This is a genomic window from Oceanobacter antarcticus (assembly GCF_044962685.1).
Lineage (GTDB): Bacteria > Pseudomonadota > Gammaproteobacteria > Pseudomonadales > Oceanobacteraceae > Oceanobacter > Oceanobacter antarcticus.
The window spans coordinates 14,125-31,139 of sequence record NZ_JBBKTX010000024.1 but is presented as its reverse complement, the minus strand read 5'-3'; the positions used below and the strand labels follow the sequence as shown (position 1 = coordinate 31,139).

General features: G+C 53.2%; 12 protein-coding genes. 4 read left to right on the top strand and 8 right to left on the bottom strand.

Annotated features, from left to right (window positions below; translation table 11 throughout):
- Positions 1-3 precede the first annotated feature (3 nt).
- Complete coding sequence (locus WG929_RS16985) at positions 4-660, top strand: hypothetical protein (RefSeq protein ID WP_416207049.1); 657 nt, start codon at positions 4-6, stop codon at positions 658-660.
- A 197-nt stretch (positions 661-857) separates the two neighbouring features.
- Here WG929_RS16985 and WG929_RS16980 read toward each other — a convergent pair whose 3' ends face one another.
- The 6 genes from WG929_RS16980 to WG929_RS16955 form a co-directional block, all read right to left on the bottom strand.
- On the bottom strand, positions 858-5,747 hold the full coding sequence (locus WG929_RS16980) for an ATP-binding protein (protein ID WP_416207048.1): 4,890 nt from the start codon (positions 5,745-5,747) through the stop codon (positions 858-860).
- 167 nt (positions 5,748-5,914) lie between these two features.
- Positions 5,915-7,126 (bottom strand): beta-ketoacyl-ACP synthase I, encoded by a 1,212-nt coding sequence (gene fabB, locus WG929_RS16975; protein ID WP_416207047.1) that lies wholly within the window; start codon positions 7,124-7,126, stop codon positions 5,915-5,917.
- Between the two features lie 246 nt (positions 7,127-7,372).
- Entirely contained in the window at positions 7,373-8,176 is an 804-nt protein-coding gene (locus WG929_RS16970; RefSeq protein ID WP_416207046.1) for a phosphatase PAP2 family protein, read from the bottom strand.
- Complete coding sequence (locus WG929_RS16965) at positions 8,169-9,785, bottom strand: ArnT family glycosyltransferase (protein WP_416207045.1); 1,617 nt, start codon at positions 9,783-9,785, stop codon at positions 8,169-8,171. The genes WG929_RS16970 and WG929_RS16965 overlap by 8 nt, the downstream gene beginning before the upstream one ends.
- A gap of 7 nt (positions 9,786-9,792) precedes the next feature.
- Complete coding sequence (locus WG929_RS16960; protein ID WP_416207044.1) at positions 9,793-10,869, bottom strand: glycosyltransferase family 2 protein; 1,077 nt, start codon at positions 10,867-10,869, stop codon at positions 9,793-9,795.
- A gap of 87 nt (positions 10,870-10,956) precedes the next feature.
- Positions 10,957-11,913, bottom strand: coding sequence for a lysylphosphatidylglycerol synthase transmembrane domain-containing protein (locus tag WG929_RS16955; RefSeq protein WP_416207043.1), 957 nt, complete (start codon positions 11,911-11,913; stop codon positions 10,957-10,959).
- 163 nt (positions 11,914-12,076) lie between these two features.
- On the opposite strand from WG929_RS16955, the gene waaC reads away from it, so the two are divergent.
- Positions 12,077-13,096: a lipopolysaccharide heptosyltransferase I gene (waaC, locus tag WG929_RS16950; protein WP_416207042.1), complete on the top strand. Its 1,020-nt coding sequence runs from the start codon at positions 12,077-12,079 to the stop codon at positions 13,094-13,096.
- A gap of 4 nt (positions 13,097-13,100) precedes the next feature.
- Here the strand turns inward: waaC and WG929_RS16945 are convergent, their stop codons facing one another.
- Positions 13,101-14,330, bottom strand: a complete 1,230-nt coding sequence (locus WG929_RS16945; RefSeq protein ID WP_416207041.1) for an EAL and HDOD domain-containing protein — start codon at positions 14,328-14,330, stop codon at positions 13,101-13,103.
- A 127-nt stretch (positions 14,331-14,457) separates the two neighbouring features.
- On the opposite strand from WG929_RS16945, the gene WG929_RS16940 reads away from it, so the two are divergent.
- Together WG929_RS16940 and WG929_RS16935 are read left to right on the top strand one after the other, a co-directional pair.
- Positions 14,458-15,402 (top strand): chemotaxis protein CheV, encoded by a 945-nt coding sequence (locus WG929_RS16940; protein WP_416207040.1) that lies wholly within the window; start codon positions 14,458-14,460, stop codon positions 15,400-15,402.
- A 70-nt stretch (positions 15,403-15,472) separates the two neighbouring features.
- Positions 15,473-16,291: an MOSC domain-containing protein gene (locus tag WG929_RS16935; protein ID WP_416207039.1), complete on the top strand. Its 819-nt coding sequence runs from the start codon at positions 15,473-15,475 to the stop codon at positions 16,289-16,291.
- Positions 16,292-16,312: 21 nt separating this feature from the next.
- Here WG929_RS16935 and WG929_RS16930 read toward each other — a convergent pair whose 3' ends face one another.
- The gene (locus WG929_RS16930; RefSeq protein ID WP_416207038.1) at positions 16,313-16,918 is read right to left on the bottom strand and encodes a hypothetical protein; all 606 of its coding nucleotides are present in this window, start codon (positions 16,916-16,918) and stop codon (positions 16,313-16,315) included.
- Between the last annotated feature and the right edge of the window lie 97 nt (positions 16,919-17,015).

Sequence of the window (17,015 nt, the reverse complement as noted above, 5' to 3'; positions counted from 1 at the left end):
TTTATGAATGTATTGGTGGAGCAACAGACGCGATCAACCGATCTGGACGACAGTGTCTATCGGCTGGTCAAAAAAGCAGTGCAGTTCGGTAAGAACATTCAGGTGCTTTTCCATACTGATGACTACCTGTGTTCAACCGATCGGTATCTGGTTGTGTTGGGGGGATCCGGCAGGTTTCTGATTAACAATATCGACTTTGATGAAATACTTTCCGCTGCACCAAATGCCTATAGGGCGCGCGGCTTGAAGTCGTCGCCACTGATTTCTCAAGTAGAAGAATGCGGTCGTGATATTCGTGAATTTTATTGGCAAGCGGCGTTTCAATCGTCTGGAGGACGGCTGCTGGAAGGTTGTCGCGAAGATGATGTTATCCAGTTAAAGCAATGGCCCAACTTTACACGTTTATATACCAGTCCCAATATTTATCGTATTTCATCCTTGCTCAGCGCGAGACCAACGACACTGGATGTGGCGGCTCGGTTACTGTCTGTACCCAAGGAAGAGTTGTACCAGTTTTACAGTGCTGCTTTATACAGCGGTTATGCTGAAGTGCTGAATCGCTCTGTGGTTGCTGAAATCGAGCTCAAGCCCCACCCTTACGTGCGGATTGTAAAAATGTTGTTGGGTCGATTTGGCGGTGGCCAGCCAGCCTTGTCTTGAAAGCGTTGAATAGGTTGAATAGAAATGCACTTGGTGGGAAAAACATTAAACAGGGAAGGATTCACTGAGTAAACAGTAAGACCCGCCAATAAAAAAACCGGTTCTGGTGACAGAACCGGTTTTTTTATTGGGTTTATTGATACCGTTGCCATTATGCCCCCCGCTGCCAGACCGGGTTTGGCAGCGGGGGGCATGTATTACCCGATAATCGGTTTAACGACATATAGCAAGTCGCCCTGGTTCACCTGTTGGCCATCGGAGTTCATGATGCGGGTGACCTTGAACTTTTGATCAGCCGGATACAGTTCGGCGTCGGCCCGGTTAAACTGCTTCAGGCTCAGCGGTGTGAACATTTTCATGGCTTCCATCAGGCAGAGGGTATGTTCCACGTCAATGATGTCCCCTTCTTTGACAAACGCTGGTTCGCTAGGAGAGGAAGATCCGTAGAAAATGCTGGTGGTTGGCGACAGCACTTTCAGTTCGTCAGAGCCTTCGATTGTCAGGGCGGATGCATCGACGGCAGTGGCAGACAAATCGGCTTCTTGCTCTACATCGGCAATCAGTTCATCCAGATTGATACGATCGAGGAATTTCGGCAGATAACCGGTATCGTAAACGCCGTTACGAAACACTTCATCATCCAGCACGCGTTTGGCGGTTGGGATATTGGTGCACACACCGGTGATTTTGACGCGATCCAGATATTCACGCAGTTTGGCAATCGTGTCTTCACGATCTTCGCCATAACAGATGATCTGCACGATCATGCTGTCGTAGAACGGCGAGACCTGTTTGCCAGCTGCCGCCATGGAGATCAGGTCGATATAATCTTCTTGCGGCAGTACACACTGACGGATCGTCCCTGGTGTCGGCACGAATTGCAGTTCATCACCCTTGACCACCGGTTTCTCGGCGTTGATACGGACTTCAATAGCGTATCCCTTGGAGACTGGTTTCAGATCAGCAATAGATTCACCTTCGGCGATTTTGAACTGGGTCGAGACAATATCGATTCCGGAAACCCACTCGGTTACCGGGTGCTCAACCTGCAAACGAGTATTCATTTCCATGAAATAGATGGTGTCGGCATCGAGATCGAAGATGAACTCAACGGTACCGGCACCGACATAATCGACTGCATTCGCCAGCTTGGAAGCGAAGTCGTAAGCAGACTGCTCTAATTCGCGCGGCAACATGGTGGAACCGGATTCTTCGAAGATTTTCTGGTTGTTACGCTGTACCGAACAGTCACGCAGTCCCAGAATTTTGGTATTGCCGTGCATATCGCGCAGCACCTGGATCTCGATGTGGCGCAGGGAGGTGACAAACTTCTCCAGATACACGTCGCCGTTACCAAAGGCTGCCTTGGCTTCGGTGGAAATCTGGTGAAACAAAGTGTGCATCTTGTCAGCAGAGTGAACCACCTGGATGCCCTTGCCACCGCCACCATGTACCGCTTTCAGCAGTACCGGATAACCAATGTCATCCGCTACCGCTGCCGCGTTGGCCGAGCTGGTCAGAATGCCATGAGATCCGGGTACTACCGGCACTTGCACGCGCATGGCGGTGTTGATGGCGTTTGACTTGTTACCCATGGTTTCCATGGAAGAAACCGCCGGGCCAACGAAGTTGATATTGTGATTGCCACACAAGGCCGCAAACTGGCTGCTTTCGGACAAAAAGCCGATACCAGGGTGTAATGCCGTGACATTTTCGTGATGAGCCACACGCAGTACCGATTTGGCGTTCAGGTAGGATTCATCCGGGGTGTTGCCACCGATACAGACCACGCGGTCTTCAGGCCCCAGCATATCGACCGGAACGGAGTCCATGTCCGGGTCTGACTGTACCAGTACCACTTTTATGTCGTTTTCCTGGGCCTTGCGGATCAGCTTCACCGCCGTACAGCCACGAGCGTGGATCAGGATCTTGTCAATCTTGCCGAACTTCTTGGCAGCGGTGGAGCCTTTGCCAGTATCCGGCGTCAGACGTTCGGCGCTGACGTAGCCTTGCAGCACGCGCTCCAGGACGTCGTCAACGGAGTGACGGGCCACGGGCATATCCGGGTCAATGGCACGCAGCTGGTCGTCAAGGTTGTCAAAAAACGGGTGGCGAACCAGGCCATCCATCGACTTCGGTGATACCGACAGATAGTTGGACAGGGTGCAGGTGCTAGGCAGATAGGACGGCACTACGATCTGGCCAGCAAATGGCATGTTGGTACCAGAGAAGTAGTAAGTCTGCGCCAGCGGGTGCGTCACAAAGCTTGCCTGGGCACCACCGGTACAGTCACCAAAACCGAAAACAACCAGTGGTAATTCGTTATCGCGCACGAAGCGGGTGATGCGGTCGTTGGTCACGGCCATGGAAAATAGCGCAGCAGCGCCTTCTTTGGTCTGCATGCCACCCGATGAAACAAAGCAGACGATTGGCAAATGCAGCTTGGCGCATTCAACCATCAGTTTGCAGAATTTCTCCGCCGAAGCCATATCGAAGGCGCCAGCCTGAAAGTCCAGGTTGGATACCAGAGCACCGACTTGCTGTTCGCGTTCACCGATACGGATGGTGCCGATACCGGTAATGACACCACAGGGGTTGATGTCTTTTTTCAGTGCGCTTTCAATCGAGCTGCGAAAGCCAGGGAAGGACACCGGATCGGCAGACATCAAGCTGCTGTTGAGTTCCTGGAAATCGCTGAAGAAGCGTTCAATCAAGGCCCCGGCGGAGGTTTTCTTCTGTCGCTTGGTGTCGTCCAGCACTTGCTGGATCAGCAAGTCGTGGTAGGCCATGGTCAGACGGTTCCAGAAGTCCTTGCGGCGACCAATCGACACCGGATTGATGCGGCCACTGTAGGCTTTGCCTTCCTGGTCAGCGGCATGGTACTCGGGCATCAGTTTTTCAAAGATAAAGGTAATGACCACAAACAGGGTGTCGGACAGACGCGGAAAGGCCAGTTTTTTCCATTCTTCGACCGATTTCAGGAACGCGCCACGCTGACTACTCTTGATGAAGTAGCTCAGCCAATGGGTGAAGGATTCCCGCTCCTGTGCGGTATAACTGTCGCCATTGGTGGCTTCAGCCAGAGATTTTTCCAGCAATGCCTTGAGCGATTCCAGCGATAACGCACGGGCTTCGTTGGCTTCTTTGGCGACGTTTACCAGATTGTTGATGAAGTTGTCGTACAGTTGGCCAAACACCAGCATGTTGCGACAGACCTGAGTGAACTCGAAACGCAGTTCATCGTGCAGAATAGCATCAAGAATGGTGATGTCTGGGTGCTGCGGGTTCTGGATGTTTTCCTGACGGAACTGGATATAGGGTGCCAGGGACTCTTCCAGAATGCGGCGATTGGCTTCTACCTTGGCACTGGTCATGCTGTTGGCCAGGGTATCGGTACGACTGGACAGCTTCAGTTGAGTTCTGACGTTTTCGGGAATCAAGGCACCTTTGAGGATGATGTTCAGTGCCGAAGCGATGGATTGCTTCAAGGCACCCTTGGATTTTTCCTTTTCCAGACCCTCGGTCAGTTCCTGATGCACGTTGTGCGGTAACTGTTCGCGAATGTAGGCTGCTAGCGGGTGGGCGTTGTTCTCGATGAAACGGGCGACGGCCTGGGTGTCAAGTACATCATTGGCACGCAGCAGGAAACGGCTTTGCTTATAGTTTTCAAGATAGTCGAGCAGGCCCTGGAAATTGACCGGAGCATCGGATTTCCAGCGGTTAAACAGGTACAGGCCAAGATTGAAACAGAGTTCCTGTTTGGATTTCAGATAGTTGTTTTTGGGCTCGCCGAGGAACAGACGGGCAATGGTTGAGCGGTTCTCGTCACGATCCTCGTACTTGCTCCAGAAAGATTTCCAGCTTTTATGCAGGGCGTCGTCGTAGACGATTTTTTCCGGGGCTTGTAGCCAGTTCTGGAATTTACGTTTGGCTTCGGCGGTTTGCCGCTGCTGCAGTTGACCTTCTGGAATCTCTTTCTCTGCCAGGCGGCCGTAGTTTTCAACCGTGCTGGAGTGGATCCGGCGCCGCAGTGTCAGGTAGCGGGTATAGCGATAAGTCAGACCAAAAACGTTGATATGTTCAGTTGGTGTTTCTGCGAGGAAAAAATTGGAGTCTTTCTGCAGGTTTTGCAGCTTTTCCGATGGTTTCAGGAAGCGGTCCACGGACTGCTTGTAGTGATCCATCATATAGGGGTGGTTTTTAGCGAATTCTGCCGCATTAGTCTCAATCGACTGGATACCCGTGACAATAGCCTGATGCAGGTTAAAACGTTTTTCGTCTGCATCGGATGGGGCGTAGTCAATAATTCCGTCGATAATACCGGCTTTGCGCAGTTCGTAGCCGGATACGCCGACGTACTTGGCGCATTCTTGCCAGGACAGGTTGTACTTGCGAGCGATGCTGGCCAGCCCCTGAGGCTGGATAGTATTGAAAATACCATCACGGGCACTGAGCAGAATATTGGTGGTTGCCAATGGAATGGCGCCACCGGAATAACCGGCACCCCAGATAATCCCCAGTGTTGGCACATCATTGTTGGCCATTTCGGTGATCAGGTGGGAGATGCTGTGGGCCTGGTTGCCGGCATTGGCGGCTTCACCGGCATCGGCTCCCGGGGTGTCGATAAAGGTAACAATCGGCATCGCACGGCGGGCGTAGGAACGTGCCAGCTGAGCGGCTCGGTTGTGATGTTGTGGGCCCCAGGCGCCGTTACTGTACTCACGATTCTGGCAGATAAAACCGACACGGCGAATTTTGCCGTTAAAATCCATATCGGCTTCTGTTGCATACAGCGGGCCGTCATCAACTTCAGTGATGGCGCGCAGAATCAGGTGGCCAACAATTGCTTTGGCACCAGGGCGCTGGCTACTTTCGCTAGGAGCAACGACCTGTTCGATGTATTCATCGATGTTCAGCGTGCTCAGGCGGGACAGCTCGGTCTTGCAGTGTTCCGGTTTGACCAGTCCCTTGACACTTTGGTCAACGGCATTGTCTTCGTATTCCGGAAACAGGGAAGAATCTGCCGAAAGTTGTTCGGCGATTTGAAACAGTTGGTCTATTTGTTTGGGTGCAGTTTGTTCAGACATGGTTGATCAATTCCGTAATATGCCGATCATCGGACTAGGCTGGCAGGCAAGGTACCAGACCAACCAAGCCCGAAACTACGGTCGGACATAGTTCGAGCGCAGAGACGGGCTGTTAAATGCAAACACGGGAGCCGTCGCTATAACGCGTTGCTCCCGCAGGCAGACTCTCACAGAGCCTTGAATATCAGGGCCGCGTTGGTGCCACCAAAGCCAAAACTGTTGGACATCACAGTTTTTAAGTCGGCGTCACGGTTGTCGCGAACAATCGGATAACCTTCGGCACCTTCATCCAGTTCAGAGATGTTGGCGCTGCCAGTAATAAATCCGTGTTTCATCATTAGCATGGTGTAAATAGCTTCCTGCACGCCAGCAGCACCAAGCGAGTGGCCCGTCAGGGACTTGGTAGAGCTGATCGGTGGAACCTGATCACCAAAAGCTTCGCCAACGGCTTTTAATTCGGTGACATCACCGGCTGGAGTACTGGTGCCATGGGTGTTGAGGTAGTCGATGGTCGGGTTACCAGCCATCTGCAGGGCATCTTTCATACAGCGAACAGCACCTTCTCCGGACGGTGCAACCATATCGGCACCATCGGAGGTGGCGGAGTAGCCAATCAGTTCGGCGTAGATGGTGGCACCGCGAGCTATGGCATGTTCGTACTCTTCCAGTACGACCATGGCACCACCGCCAGCAATAACAAAGCCGTCACGGCTGCTGTCGTAAGCGCGGGAAGCGCTTGCTGGGGTGTCGTTGTATTTGCTCGACAGTGCACCCATAGCATCGAATTGCATGGAGAGCGACCAGTGTTCCTCTTCACCACCACCAGCAAAAACGATGTCCTGTTTGCCCCACTGGATCAATTCCATACCATGGCCAATACAATGTGAGCTGGTGGCACAGGCCGATGTCATGGAGTAGTTGACCCCCTTGATGCTAAACGGCGTGGCCAGGTTGGCCGATACGGTAGAACCCATGGTGCGGGTAACACGATACGGGCCGACCTTGCGGATACCTTTTTCACGCAGGATATCGACGGATTCAACAATGTCACTGGTCGATGCGCCACCAGAACCAGCCACCAGGCCGGTACGCGGATTGCTGACCATGTCGTCACTCAGGCCAGCGTCTGCTATGGCTTCTTTTAATGAAAGATAAGAGTAAGCGGCAGAATCACCCATAAAGCGGAAAATTTTGCGATCGATGTGTTCTGCCAGATTGATCTGGGGGCGGCCGGCAACGTGGCTGCGCATCCCCAGCTCTGCATATTCCGGAATAAAACGGATACCAGAACGCTGTTCACGCAATGAAGTCAGCACCTCGTCCTTGTTGTTTCCGAGGCAACCAACAATGCCAATACCTGTAACTACCACTCGACGCATAACCAGATCTCTGAACAGTTTATTGTTTGTGCTTTGACGTGCCAGTGTACGACAAACACGTTGAATTATTGTTTCAAAAAGAAGTAATGAACCGTCTAAAGGCCCAATTTCCATGAAATTGGCAGCCACTATATAGCAGACGGCAAAAATGGATAAAGAAAAATATTCTTAACTGAGAATCGGTAATCAAATGTCGATTCTCTTGTGAGGGTGATTAACATGCCCGGTGATTGCCTGTCTCTGTCTTTAAACAGAAGACGAATTTGCCTTTTGGTGTCGTTTTGACAGCGCCGGCCACCAGAACCGACAAATGGCTGTTAGCAGTGCGACCAGTGCCACCAGGTTTGCCAGTATTTGTGTGTCCGGATAGCGGCTGTCAAAAAATGGCATATAGAGCGCGGCGAGCGTTAATAATGAGGCTGAGGTGAATGTCGCTGCTGGATGGTGTAACCAGCCGAACTTGAGTGCCAGCCAGGCTGACAGGCAGGCACCGAGAATACCACAGGCGGCACCAACCAGTACGTCAAGGGGCCAGTGCGCGCCGACAGCGATACGGCTGGCTGCCGCCAGCAGTGCAAAGATTAACAGTGGCATCAGCCAGCGGGGCGACAATGCCAGTATTACCAGAGTCCAGGTGCCCAGCGCAGTAAAGGCATGACCAGAAGGAAAGCTGTGGTGGCGCAGCACGGGGCCGACAATATGAAAGCTGTCTGGTATCAGTACGGCGGCTGGCCGTGCAGCATCAAACAGTGCCTTGCTGCCGTGAACAAACAGGGTTCCTAATAACAGTAGTACCAGCGCGGGGGCAAACAATGAAGGACGTACGCTGGCTAGCAGTAACAGCAAGGACATGGCGAATACGGTATCGGCGGTGAAGGTCAGGTTTGCCCACAACGCATTGGGGAGCAGGCTGGCATCCTGGTTCAGCATCAGAAACAGGGCTGCATTGGTATCCATGATGGCGACCACAAGGGCGAACAGCAGCAGCAGCCCGGCAGCGGCTAGCAGCGGAGTCAGATGGCGACGTCGCAGCGACAGATGATCAGTCATTGTTTTCATCCGTTGTTGGGGAGGTTTCTGTGTGACTGCTCGGTGTGTTGTGATCCGGCCGCCGGATAATGACGATCGGGCCAGACTGGAACAGCAGCTGATAGCGGTCAAGGTCGGGGATTCTGTCGACTCGTCCAAAACCGATTTCCCCAGGCTCAAGTGCCCGTCGTGGTGTGACCCGATCCAGATAGACGTTAAAGCTGGGGGTATCGATCGATTGGGTGACAACATCAACCCCCAGCTGGCGCACAAACTGCGCGGCATCATGGATGGGGCGTTGTTGCGCCTCACTGAACGCTGGTGCAAATACGTACCAGACGAACAAGGCTTGCAGTACGCCGGTTAAAAACAGCCCGTGCCAGATTGCCAGGCGTTTCCAGAGAATTGCCAGCAGTGACAGCAGGCCGAAGACTACGGCAATCATCGCGAAGTCCTGATTGACATATTGGGCGGCCCGCTCGGCGGTCTCTATCTCGATCGGGTTGGTCAGTCCGGCCTTGATGGTAGGAATCAATAGCGGGAAGGCAACCATCAGGGCAAAAAACAGTAGCGGCAGAACGGCTGCCAGCCAACGGCGGCGTAACTGGAAGCGGTAGCGGGCCATCAGCAACACCAACGGGGTGCAGCCATATAAAATGTAATGCGGCAGCTTGGTGCTGGCGAGACTGAACAGTGCCAGCACAAACAAAAACCAGATCCATAAAAAGCGGTTCAGCGGTTCGCGGCTGACGGTGTTGATGCTGGGTAACATACGCAACAGCAGCGGGCCAAAGGGTGCCAGGACAAAGGGCAATACCAAGGGGTAAAACAGCAGGCCACCGTCGTGGCCTTCCATGGCGTTGTTGAAGCGATTGACGTTGTGTTTGAAGAAAAAGCCGTCAATAAAGGCCTGCCCCTGGGCCAGATATTCGGCCATGTACCAGGGTGCGGCGATGAGCAGAAACAGCAGCCAGCCCGGTATAAAAAACAGTGCCTTGAGCAAGGCCTCGCGCTGGCCGCTCCAGAGGTAAAAGATCACACTGACGATCAGAGGAATTGCCACCGCCACCGGCCCCTTGGTCAGTACTCCCAGTGCCATCAGAGTGTAAATAGCATAGAGAACCCGGCGAGAGGGAACAGCAGTGTCCGGTGATAGACTGAGCTGACTATGGTGATACATCAGTAACAGAGTCGCTGTCAGGATCAGATTCAGCAGCGCGTCTGCGGTGGCCACATGAGCGATCATATTGATCCCTAACGCGCTGGCACAGATCATCGCGGCGGCAACACCGGTATCGCGGCTGATATAGTGACGGGCAAAGGTGAAAACGGACAATGACCAGCCGATTCCAGCCAGGACGGAAGGCAGTCTGAAGGCCCAGACTTCGGTGCCAAACAGGGCGATAGACACGCCCTGTAGCCAGTAAATCAGGATAGGTTTGTCAAAACGTACCCGGTCATTTAACCAGGTGGTAATAAAATCACCCCGTTCAAACATGCCGCGAGTGGCTTCGCTAAAGGCACCTTCATCGTGGTCAAATAGCAGGTAGCCGCCCAGGTTGAGCGACAATAGCCCGATCAGTAGCGGCAGCAGCCACAGTGGCATGCCTGCCGGGAGAGGTATTTTCATAAGACCATCAGCCTTGGCTGCTGGCATCGTCGGTGGCTTTGCCGGTTGAATCTGCCGCTTCAACGATTACTTGGCCTGGGGCGGCCCAACAGGCTTCCTGGTCATCCGAAGCGTCACCACGGTTGTAGATCACATACTGATGCTGCTGACGTTGTGAGGATTCAAAATAGGTTCGTGAAATCAGTTCCGACATCACACCGGTGGTGAGGAATTGTAGCGCCGCGATGACACAGACCACGGCGATCAGAAACAGCGGTCGGCCGCCAATATCTTCACCCAGAGCAAATTTGATCACCGCCAGGTACATCAGTAACAGCGTGCCGATCGATCCCATACTCAGGCCAATCATGCCAAAAAAGTGGCCCGGGCGAGCGCGGTAACGCATAAAGAAGTAGACCGACAACAGGTCGAGAATCACCCGAAAGGTGCGGGAAATCCCATATTTGGAGGTGCCTGCGGTGCGGGCATGGTGCGTTACGACGATTTCTCCGATACGGCTGGGGGGAACGACCGCCGCAACCCAGGCAGGAATAAAGCGATGCATCTCACCGTACAGACGAACCTGCTTGATGATAGCGGCGCGATAGACTTTCAACGAGCAGCCATAGTCATTAATGCGCACCCCGGTGATTTTGCCAATCAGACGGTTGGCGATACGGGACGGAATCTTGCGCATCACCAGGTCATCCTTGCGGTTCTTGCGCCAGCCGGTGAGCAGATCGAGGTCTTTTTCGATCAGGTGGTCGATCATACGGGGAATATCAGCCGGGTCATTTTGCAAGTCGCCGTCCAGCGTGGCGATCAGTTCACCCCGTGCTTCGTCGATACCGGCTTGCATGGCGGCGGTCTGGCCGAAGTTACGCCGTAATTCAACCACCCGTACATGAGGGCCATAAAGATCGGACTCGCGATGCAATGCCTGGGGCGTGCCATCAGTACTGCCGTCATCCACCACCAATAGTTCCCAGTGACCCTGATAGCTGGTCAGGGCTTCGTGCACCCTGGCAACCATGGGGCCGACATTGTCAATCTCGTTGTACATGGGGATAACGATGGACAAGGACGGCTTGCTACAATCTATCACGGGGTTACCACTCTGCAGACTTTAATGTGCGCGGATGATACCCAAAAGCGCCGGGTGATAAAACGTGACTCCGTTGCATCGCTGCAATTAATCTTTCAGCACTCCTGTGTCCAGCTGTTTGTGACCCAATCGCCCGGTGGCTATCGTGATCACTGCGGTGAGCAGCAGGGTACAGCCGAGCACAAACAGATGCAGATTGACCGCTGCCGCGAGTGCCTCTGCCGTATTCAGCTGCCAGGGCAATAATCCGGCAACAATTCCGGCTTCGTAGGTGCCTGCGCCTGCGACACCATGAATGGGCAGGATACTGCTCAGTTCACCAGTACTGGCTCCGACCCAGGACTGGCCAAAGCTGATCGCAATAAATTGCTGCAGCACCCAAGCATAAATGGCCAGTTTCAGCACCCAGTTAATCAGCGTCCAGAACAAGGCTCGAATAAAAGGCCAGGGGGATGAGGGTAATACCTGCATCAGGTCGGCTATCTTGTTGGCCATGGCACCAGGGTGATTGCTTAATACCTTGCGGATACGATTTTGCACCGGCAAAACCAGTAGCGGCAGTGCCAGCAAGCCAGCTTGCAACAGCCAGATGTCTGCGGAGCCAGCCGCGATGATATGGTCGGGAATATCGCTCAGCGTCCAGACTGCCAATGCCAGCAGGACGTAAAGATCCAGCAGGCGCAGCCATAACAAGGCGGGCAGGCTATGGCGCACCGGACAACTGAAGTGGTTTTTCATCAACATGGGAAACGCAGCTTCGCCGCTGCGCATGGGCAACAGATTGTTAAAAAAGTTGTGTAATACCGTGATACGCGTCAGGCGCCACCACTGGCCGTGACAGTATTGGTGGAAAAAATCGTAGAACCGCAGTGCCCGCAACAGATAGCTGATCAGCATCAGGGTGACGGCGATAGTCAGTTCACCGGTGGAGATGCGTTGCCAGCTGGCCAATACCGCCAACCAGCCATAACTGCGTTCAACCACAATAATAAAGGCCAGCAGGATGGCAAGGCTGATCCAGAATTTCCACGATCTGAGCATCATGCGGTGACGGTTCCTATGAATAAGGCGAGTGATCTTTTCCGGGGCAGCGATACTTGCGCTGCCATTGGGTCTTGTCAAGGGAGGCTGGTTAAGTGCGGAGGAGAATTTGCATCCTGAGCGAGCAGACGGTACTTTCCGCCCAACTGTGTATCAGGATGCTGTTGTGAAAATTCTGCTGATTAAAACCTCGTCCCTGGGGGATGTTTTTCATACCTTGCCTGCGCTGGAGGATGCTCGTCGGGCGCTGCCCGGCTTGTCGGTTGATTGGGTGGTTGAAGAGGCGTTTGCTGATATTCCCGCTTGGCACCCCTCCGTTGACAAGGTCATTCCTGTTGCCTGGCGTCGTTGGCGCAAACAGCCGCTGGTAGCGGGTAATCGGTCGGAAATGCGCGCTTTTTACCAAGCAGTCAACGCAACGGAATACGACCTGGTGATAGATGCTCAGGGGTTGATTAAAAGTGCGCTGATCACGCGTCTTGCCCGTGGCCGCAAGGTGGGGCTGGATCGTCACAGTGCACGGGAATCTCTGGCGGCGAGGGCATACGATCAAGCCATTGCCGTGCCGCGAGGTGAGCATGCCATTCACCGTGTGCGACGATTGTTTGCGGTTGCACTGGGATATGAACTGGATATGTCCCGTTTCAGTTATGGTCTGGATCGCAGCCGCTGGCAAGCACCCGTGGACGTTTCCCATTACTGGCTGTTTTTACACGGAACCACTTGGGTAACCAAATTGTGGCCGGAGAGCTACTGGCGTCAGCTGGCTGCCGATGTGGTGGCGACGGGCCGTTTGGTCGTATTGCCTTGGGGCAATAACGAGGAACAGCAGCGGGCGTTACGTATTGCTGCCGGGCTGGCCGGTGTTGAAGTACTGCCTCGTATGGGACTGGATCAACTGACCGGCTATCTGGCTTATGCTGAAGCGATTGTTGGCGTCGATACCGGGTTGTGTCATGTGGCGGCAGCGCTCGAAGTGCCCGCTGTGGCTATCTATGGCGCTACCGATGCCTCACTGACAGGGGCGTTAGGGCCTGCAATGACGGTGTTGAAGAGTCCGTACCACTGCGCGCCGTGCTTGTCGAAAAGCTGTCTTTACCCGGGCAAGGGCGAGCTGCAGCCGCCCTGCTATGAAGCGATAACTCCGGCACGGGTCATGCAGGTTTTACTTCCCGGCGTACAATAAGTCGTCAAGCCAGGGCTTCGACCAGTTCTTTGGCATCGTTTAATGCATCAACAGACGCACTGGAGATAACGTCGGCTTGCAGTCCGAGCTGTTCCAGCGCGTACCAGTCAAGATCATCCCACTCGGCCTGCTCCAGTTTCTGTACCAATGTCAGCAGTTGGCCTAGCCCTCCTGTTCTGCGCATCAGGGCATTTTTCAGGCTGTCTGACAGATTCAGCTTTTCACACAGGTGTTTTAGAGGAATATCGACAAAGGCATCCAGTAACGAAAATAACCCCAGCGTAAAGGCGGTTTCCTGATCAATGCCGGGCCAGTGGCTCGCCAGACGACGCGCCAGACAAGCGCGAATCACGGCCTGTTCTTGCAGTGCATTCGGTTTGTCATTGAGACGGCCCAGTGCCAGTAAATTGGACCAGGCGCGGATACGGTCAAAGCCCAGGATGACGATGGCGCGGTTGATGGACGTTACTTCTGTGGTACAGCCGAGGTAGGCCGAGTTGACCATTTGCAGCATTTTAAAGCTCAGTTGCGGATCCGCCTGTAATACCCGGTGAATGTCGTCGACTTCGACTTCGGGGTTGTTCAGTACCTTGAGTAATTTCAACACGGACAGCTTGTTATCCGGAATGCGACGACCATACATGATGACTGGCTTGCTGAAAAAATAGCCCTGAAACAACTCACAACCGGCTTCCAGGCAGGCATCAAACATTTCACGGGTTTCTACTTTTTCGGCCAGCCAGCGCAGACCGGGTCGGTGGTACCGTTGAATCAGAGTTTTCAGATTGGTATCGACGGGCAGATCCAGAACATCGATCTTGATGATATGCAGGTAGTCCAGCAACTCTAACGGTATAGGCGTGCCTCGATAATCATCCAATGCCACTTGGTATTTGAGCCGGTGGAGCTGTTTGACGTGGTGTATCAGTGCTTCGTCAAGATCCAGGTGCTCGAGTAATTCAGCAACGACGGTTCCAGGAGACAGTGAAGGCGGGTTTTCCAGCCAGTAACGGGTGAAGTTGATAAAGGCAGGTAATCCCCCGGTTACCCGGTCAATGCCAATCTCATTGTAGGCACCCATGATGACCTCACTGGTCGCCTGATCGCCATAGGCATCTTGCCAGGCAGTAGTAGCATTTGGGATAGGTCGACTGAGTAATTCGTAGCCAACAATATTCTGTTGTTGGTCGAGAATCGGTTGTCGGGCGAGTAATGGGACGGTGACTTCACTCATTCATGGGTTCTCGTCAGCAAGCGAAAGCAAGGGCCATTGTTGGCATCTGAATTATCAGTCTAGCTTAACCATGCGTTTTGCCCGGTCTTGTCTACACTTTGTTGAGAATATGTGACTGGAGCTGAATATGAGCGGTGTCTTGAGCAGCGTCGATGCCCGAACCAAACTGGTTGGGCAGAACCGCCTGGAACTCCTGTTATTTCATCTGGGTGGCAGCCAGTTTTTTGCCATCAATGTATTTAAAGTTCAGGAAGTGATGCGACTGCCGCGACTAACCCGTATTCCGGATTGCCACCCGGTTGTGCGAGGGGTGACGCATTTACGCGGTCAAACAGTACCGGTCGTGGATTTACGTCAGGCGATTCAGATGGGGCCACTGAACATGGACGCCGTCGATGCCACGATTATTGTGACTGAATATAACAAGACGGTGCAGGCATTCCTGGTTGGGGGCGTCGATCGCATTGTGAATATGAACTGGAATGAAATTTTGCCGCCACCGAGTGGTGCTGGACGACAGCACTATCTGACGGCCATCAGCCGGATGGATGGCCGTATTGTCGAAATTATTGATGTTGAGAAAGTATTAGCAGAAATATCACCCTACAACACACAGTTGTCGGATGATGTATACGACCGCGGAGTGCTGAAACAAGTGCAGGGCAAGAAGATTCTGATCGTGGATGATTCCATGGTGGCAATTGAGCAAATGCGGCAGGTGCTAGTGCCCATGGGGCTGACGATTGTTGAAGCGCGTAATGGTCTGGATGCCTATCAATTATTGATGCACTGGAAAGAACAGGGCATGGACATTAACGACGAACTGCTAATGATCATTACGGATGCAGAAATGCCGGAGATGGATGGTTATATGTTGACGACGGAAATTCGTCGTGATCCGGTGCTCAAGGATACAATTGTAGTACTGCATACGTCGCTGTCTGGCAATTTTAATAAGGCCATGGTGGAAAAAGTGGGTTGTGACGGATTTTTGTCAAAATTTGCGCCCTTCGAGATGGCCGCCGAAGTGCAGCGGCATATTCGTACCAAGCTGGAAAACCGCTTGGGTTAACGCCGGTTAAGTGTTCTCTATTTTCCATGCAGTCGTTATTCTTTGCGGTATTTTCCAGGTAGAGGATGCCATGACTACGCCAACCGTTGAAATAACCGGTCTGTATCTGTATCCGGTCAAGTCCTGCGCCGGGTATCGGGTCGACAGGCTGACATTTGATCACCAGGGGCCGGAAGGTGATCGTCGTTATATGATTGTGGATCCGGACGGACGTTTTCTGACCCAGCGCCAGTTGCCAGTGATGGCTGGGATTCAGACGCAACTTCAGCAAGGGGTACTGACGTTGGGATTCGCAGGCATGGCGGATCTGGTGGTGAATACGCCGGTCGATCAGGATGTGACGGTATCCATCTGGTCGGATACGGCTCAGGCCCTGGATTGTGGTGAACCTGCGTCGAGGTGGCTGAGTAGCGTTCTTGGCAGGCCAGCAAGGTTGGTGTTTATGCCAGCGGATAGTCATCGCCAGATTGATCCTGATTTTGCCAGAACAGGGCAGTGGGTCGGTTTTGCCGATGGCTTTCCGCTGTTGGTGACCAGCGAAGAGTCACTGGCGGTATTGAGCCAGTCGGCTGGGGTCGAAATTGATATGTTGCGTTTTCGGCCCAATGTGGTGGTTCGGGGTGGGGAGGCATTTGCTGAGCAGCAATGGCAGCGTTTGGATCATCCTGATGGGCAGTTGCTGTTAGTCAAACCCTGTGAGCGTTGTGTGATTCCGACGCGAGATCTGCTGACCCAGCAGCGTCAGCCAGAGGTGGTTGCGGCCTTAAAGCAGCATTGTCTGGTTAATCAGCGGCTGGTCTTCGGGCAAAACGCAACCGTTGATCACATCGCACAGTTACGTGTCGGGGAGTCGCTGGAGATTGTGACTGTTGCTCCCTGGGTGCTTTGATGAGCGGGATCTTTCAACCTGTCAGAACAGCTCGATTTCGTCAGTGGTGTCGAACGTATCGTTAGCACTTTGACGGAAATGATGGTGGTAGATCTTCAGAGCTTCAGCAACGCTTTTGCCGGCCATTATCTGTTCGAACATGATGCGTTCGGCTTCCATGGTGTAATAGCCCTTGATCTCTTGTTGCAGTCCTTGCCAGGCATTCGGTTGGTAGCGGGAGCCGCCGTCGGCCATCAAATGGCCCATGTGCTCCAGACTGCGGCTGACATGATCCAGACGCTGGGTCAGGCGATCATAGAACTGGAAAGCAATAATGGCTTCCTGAATTTCCTGATTAACCTCTGTGGCGATCTGGTGAATTTCACTGCGTAAGCGGCTGGCTGTTGGTTCCTCGGCCTGCAGCGGCTCATCCCTGGTAATCTGCAGGATTCGCAAGGTGTTGTTGGCCATACCGGTAAAATTGGTCGACAACTTGTCCACCGATTGACCCCCCTCCGTTAACGACGTTTCAATCTGGGCAACTGCCAAGGCGAGCATGGCCAGTGTTTCGCCTATCTGGCTCCAGTCCATTTCCTTGTCTTCTGGTCGGGCTTGTCCGGAAATGGAATGACGATCATGGGTGGTCATAGTGTTCTGCTCCCGTTTATTGGTTAATACTAGACCAGATCTCAAGGTTTGCCCGGCTATGACGGGATCCTGTTTACCGTGGACAGATTACCCGGTT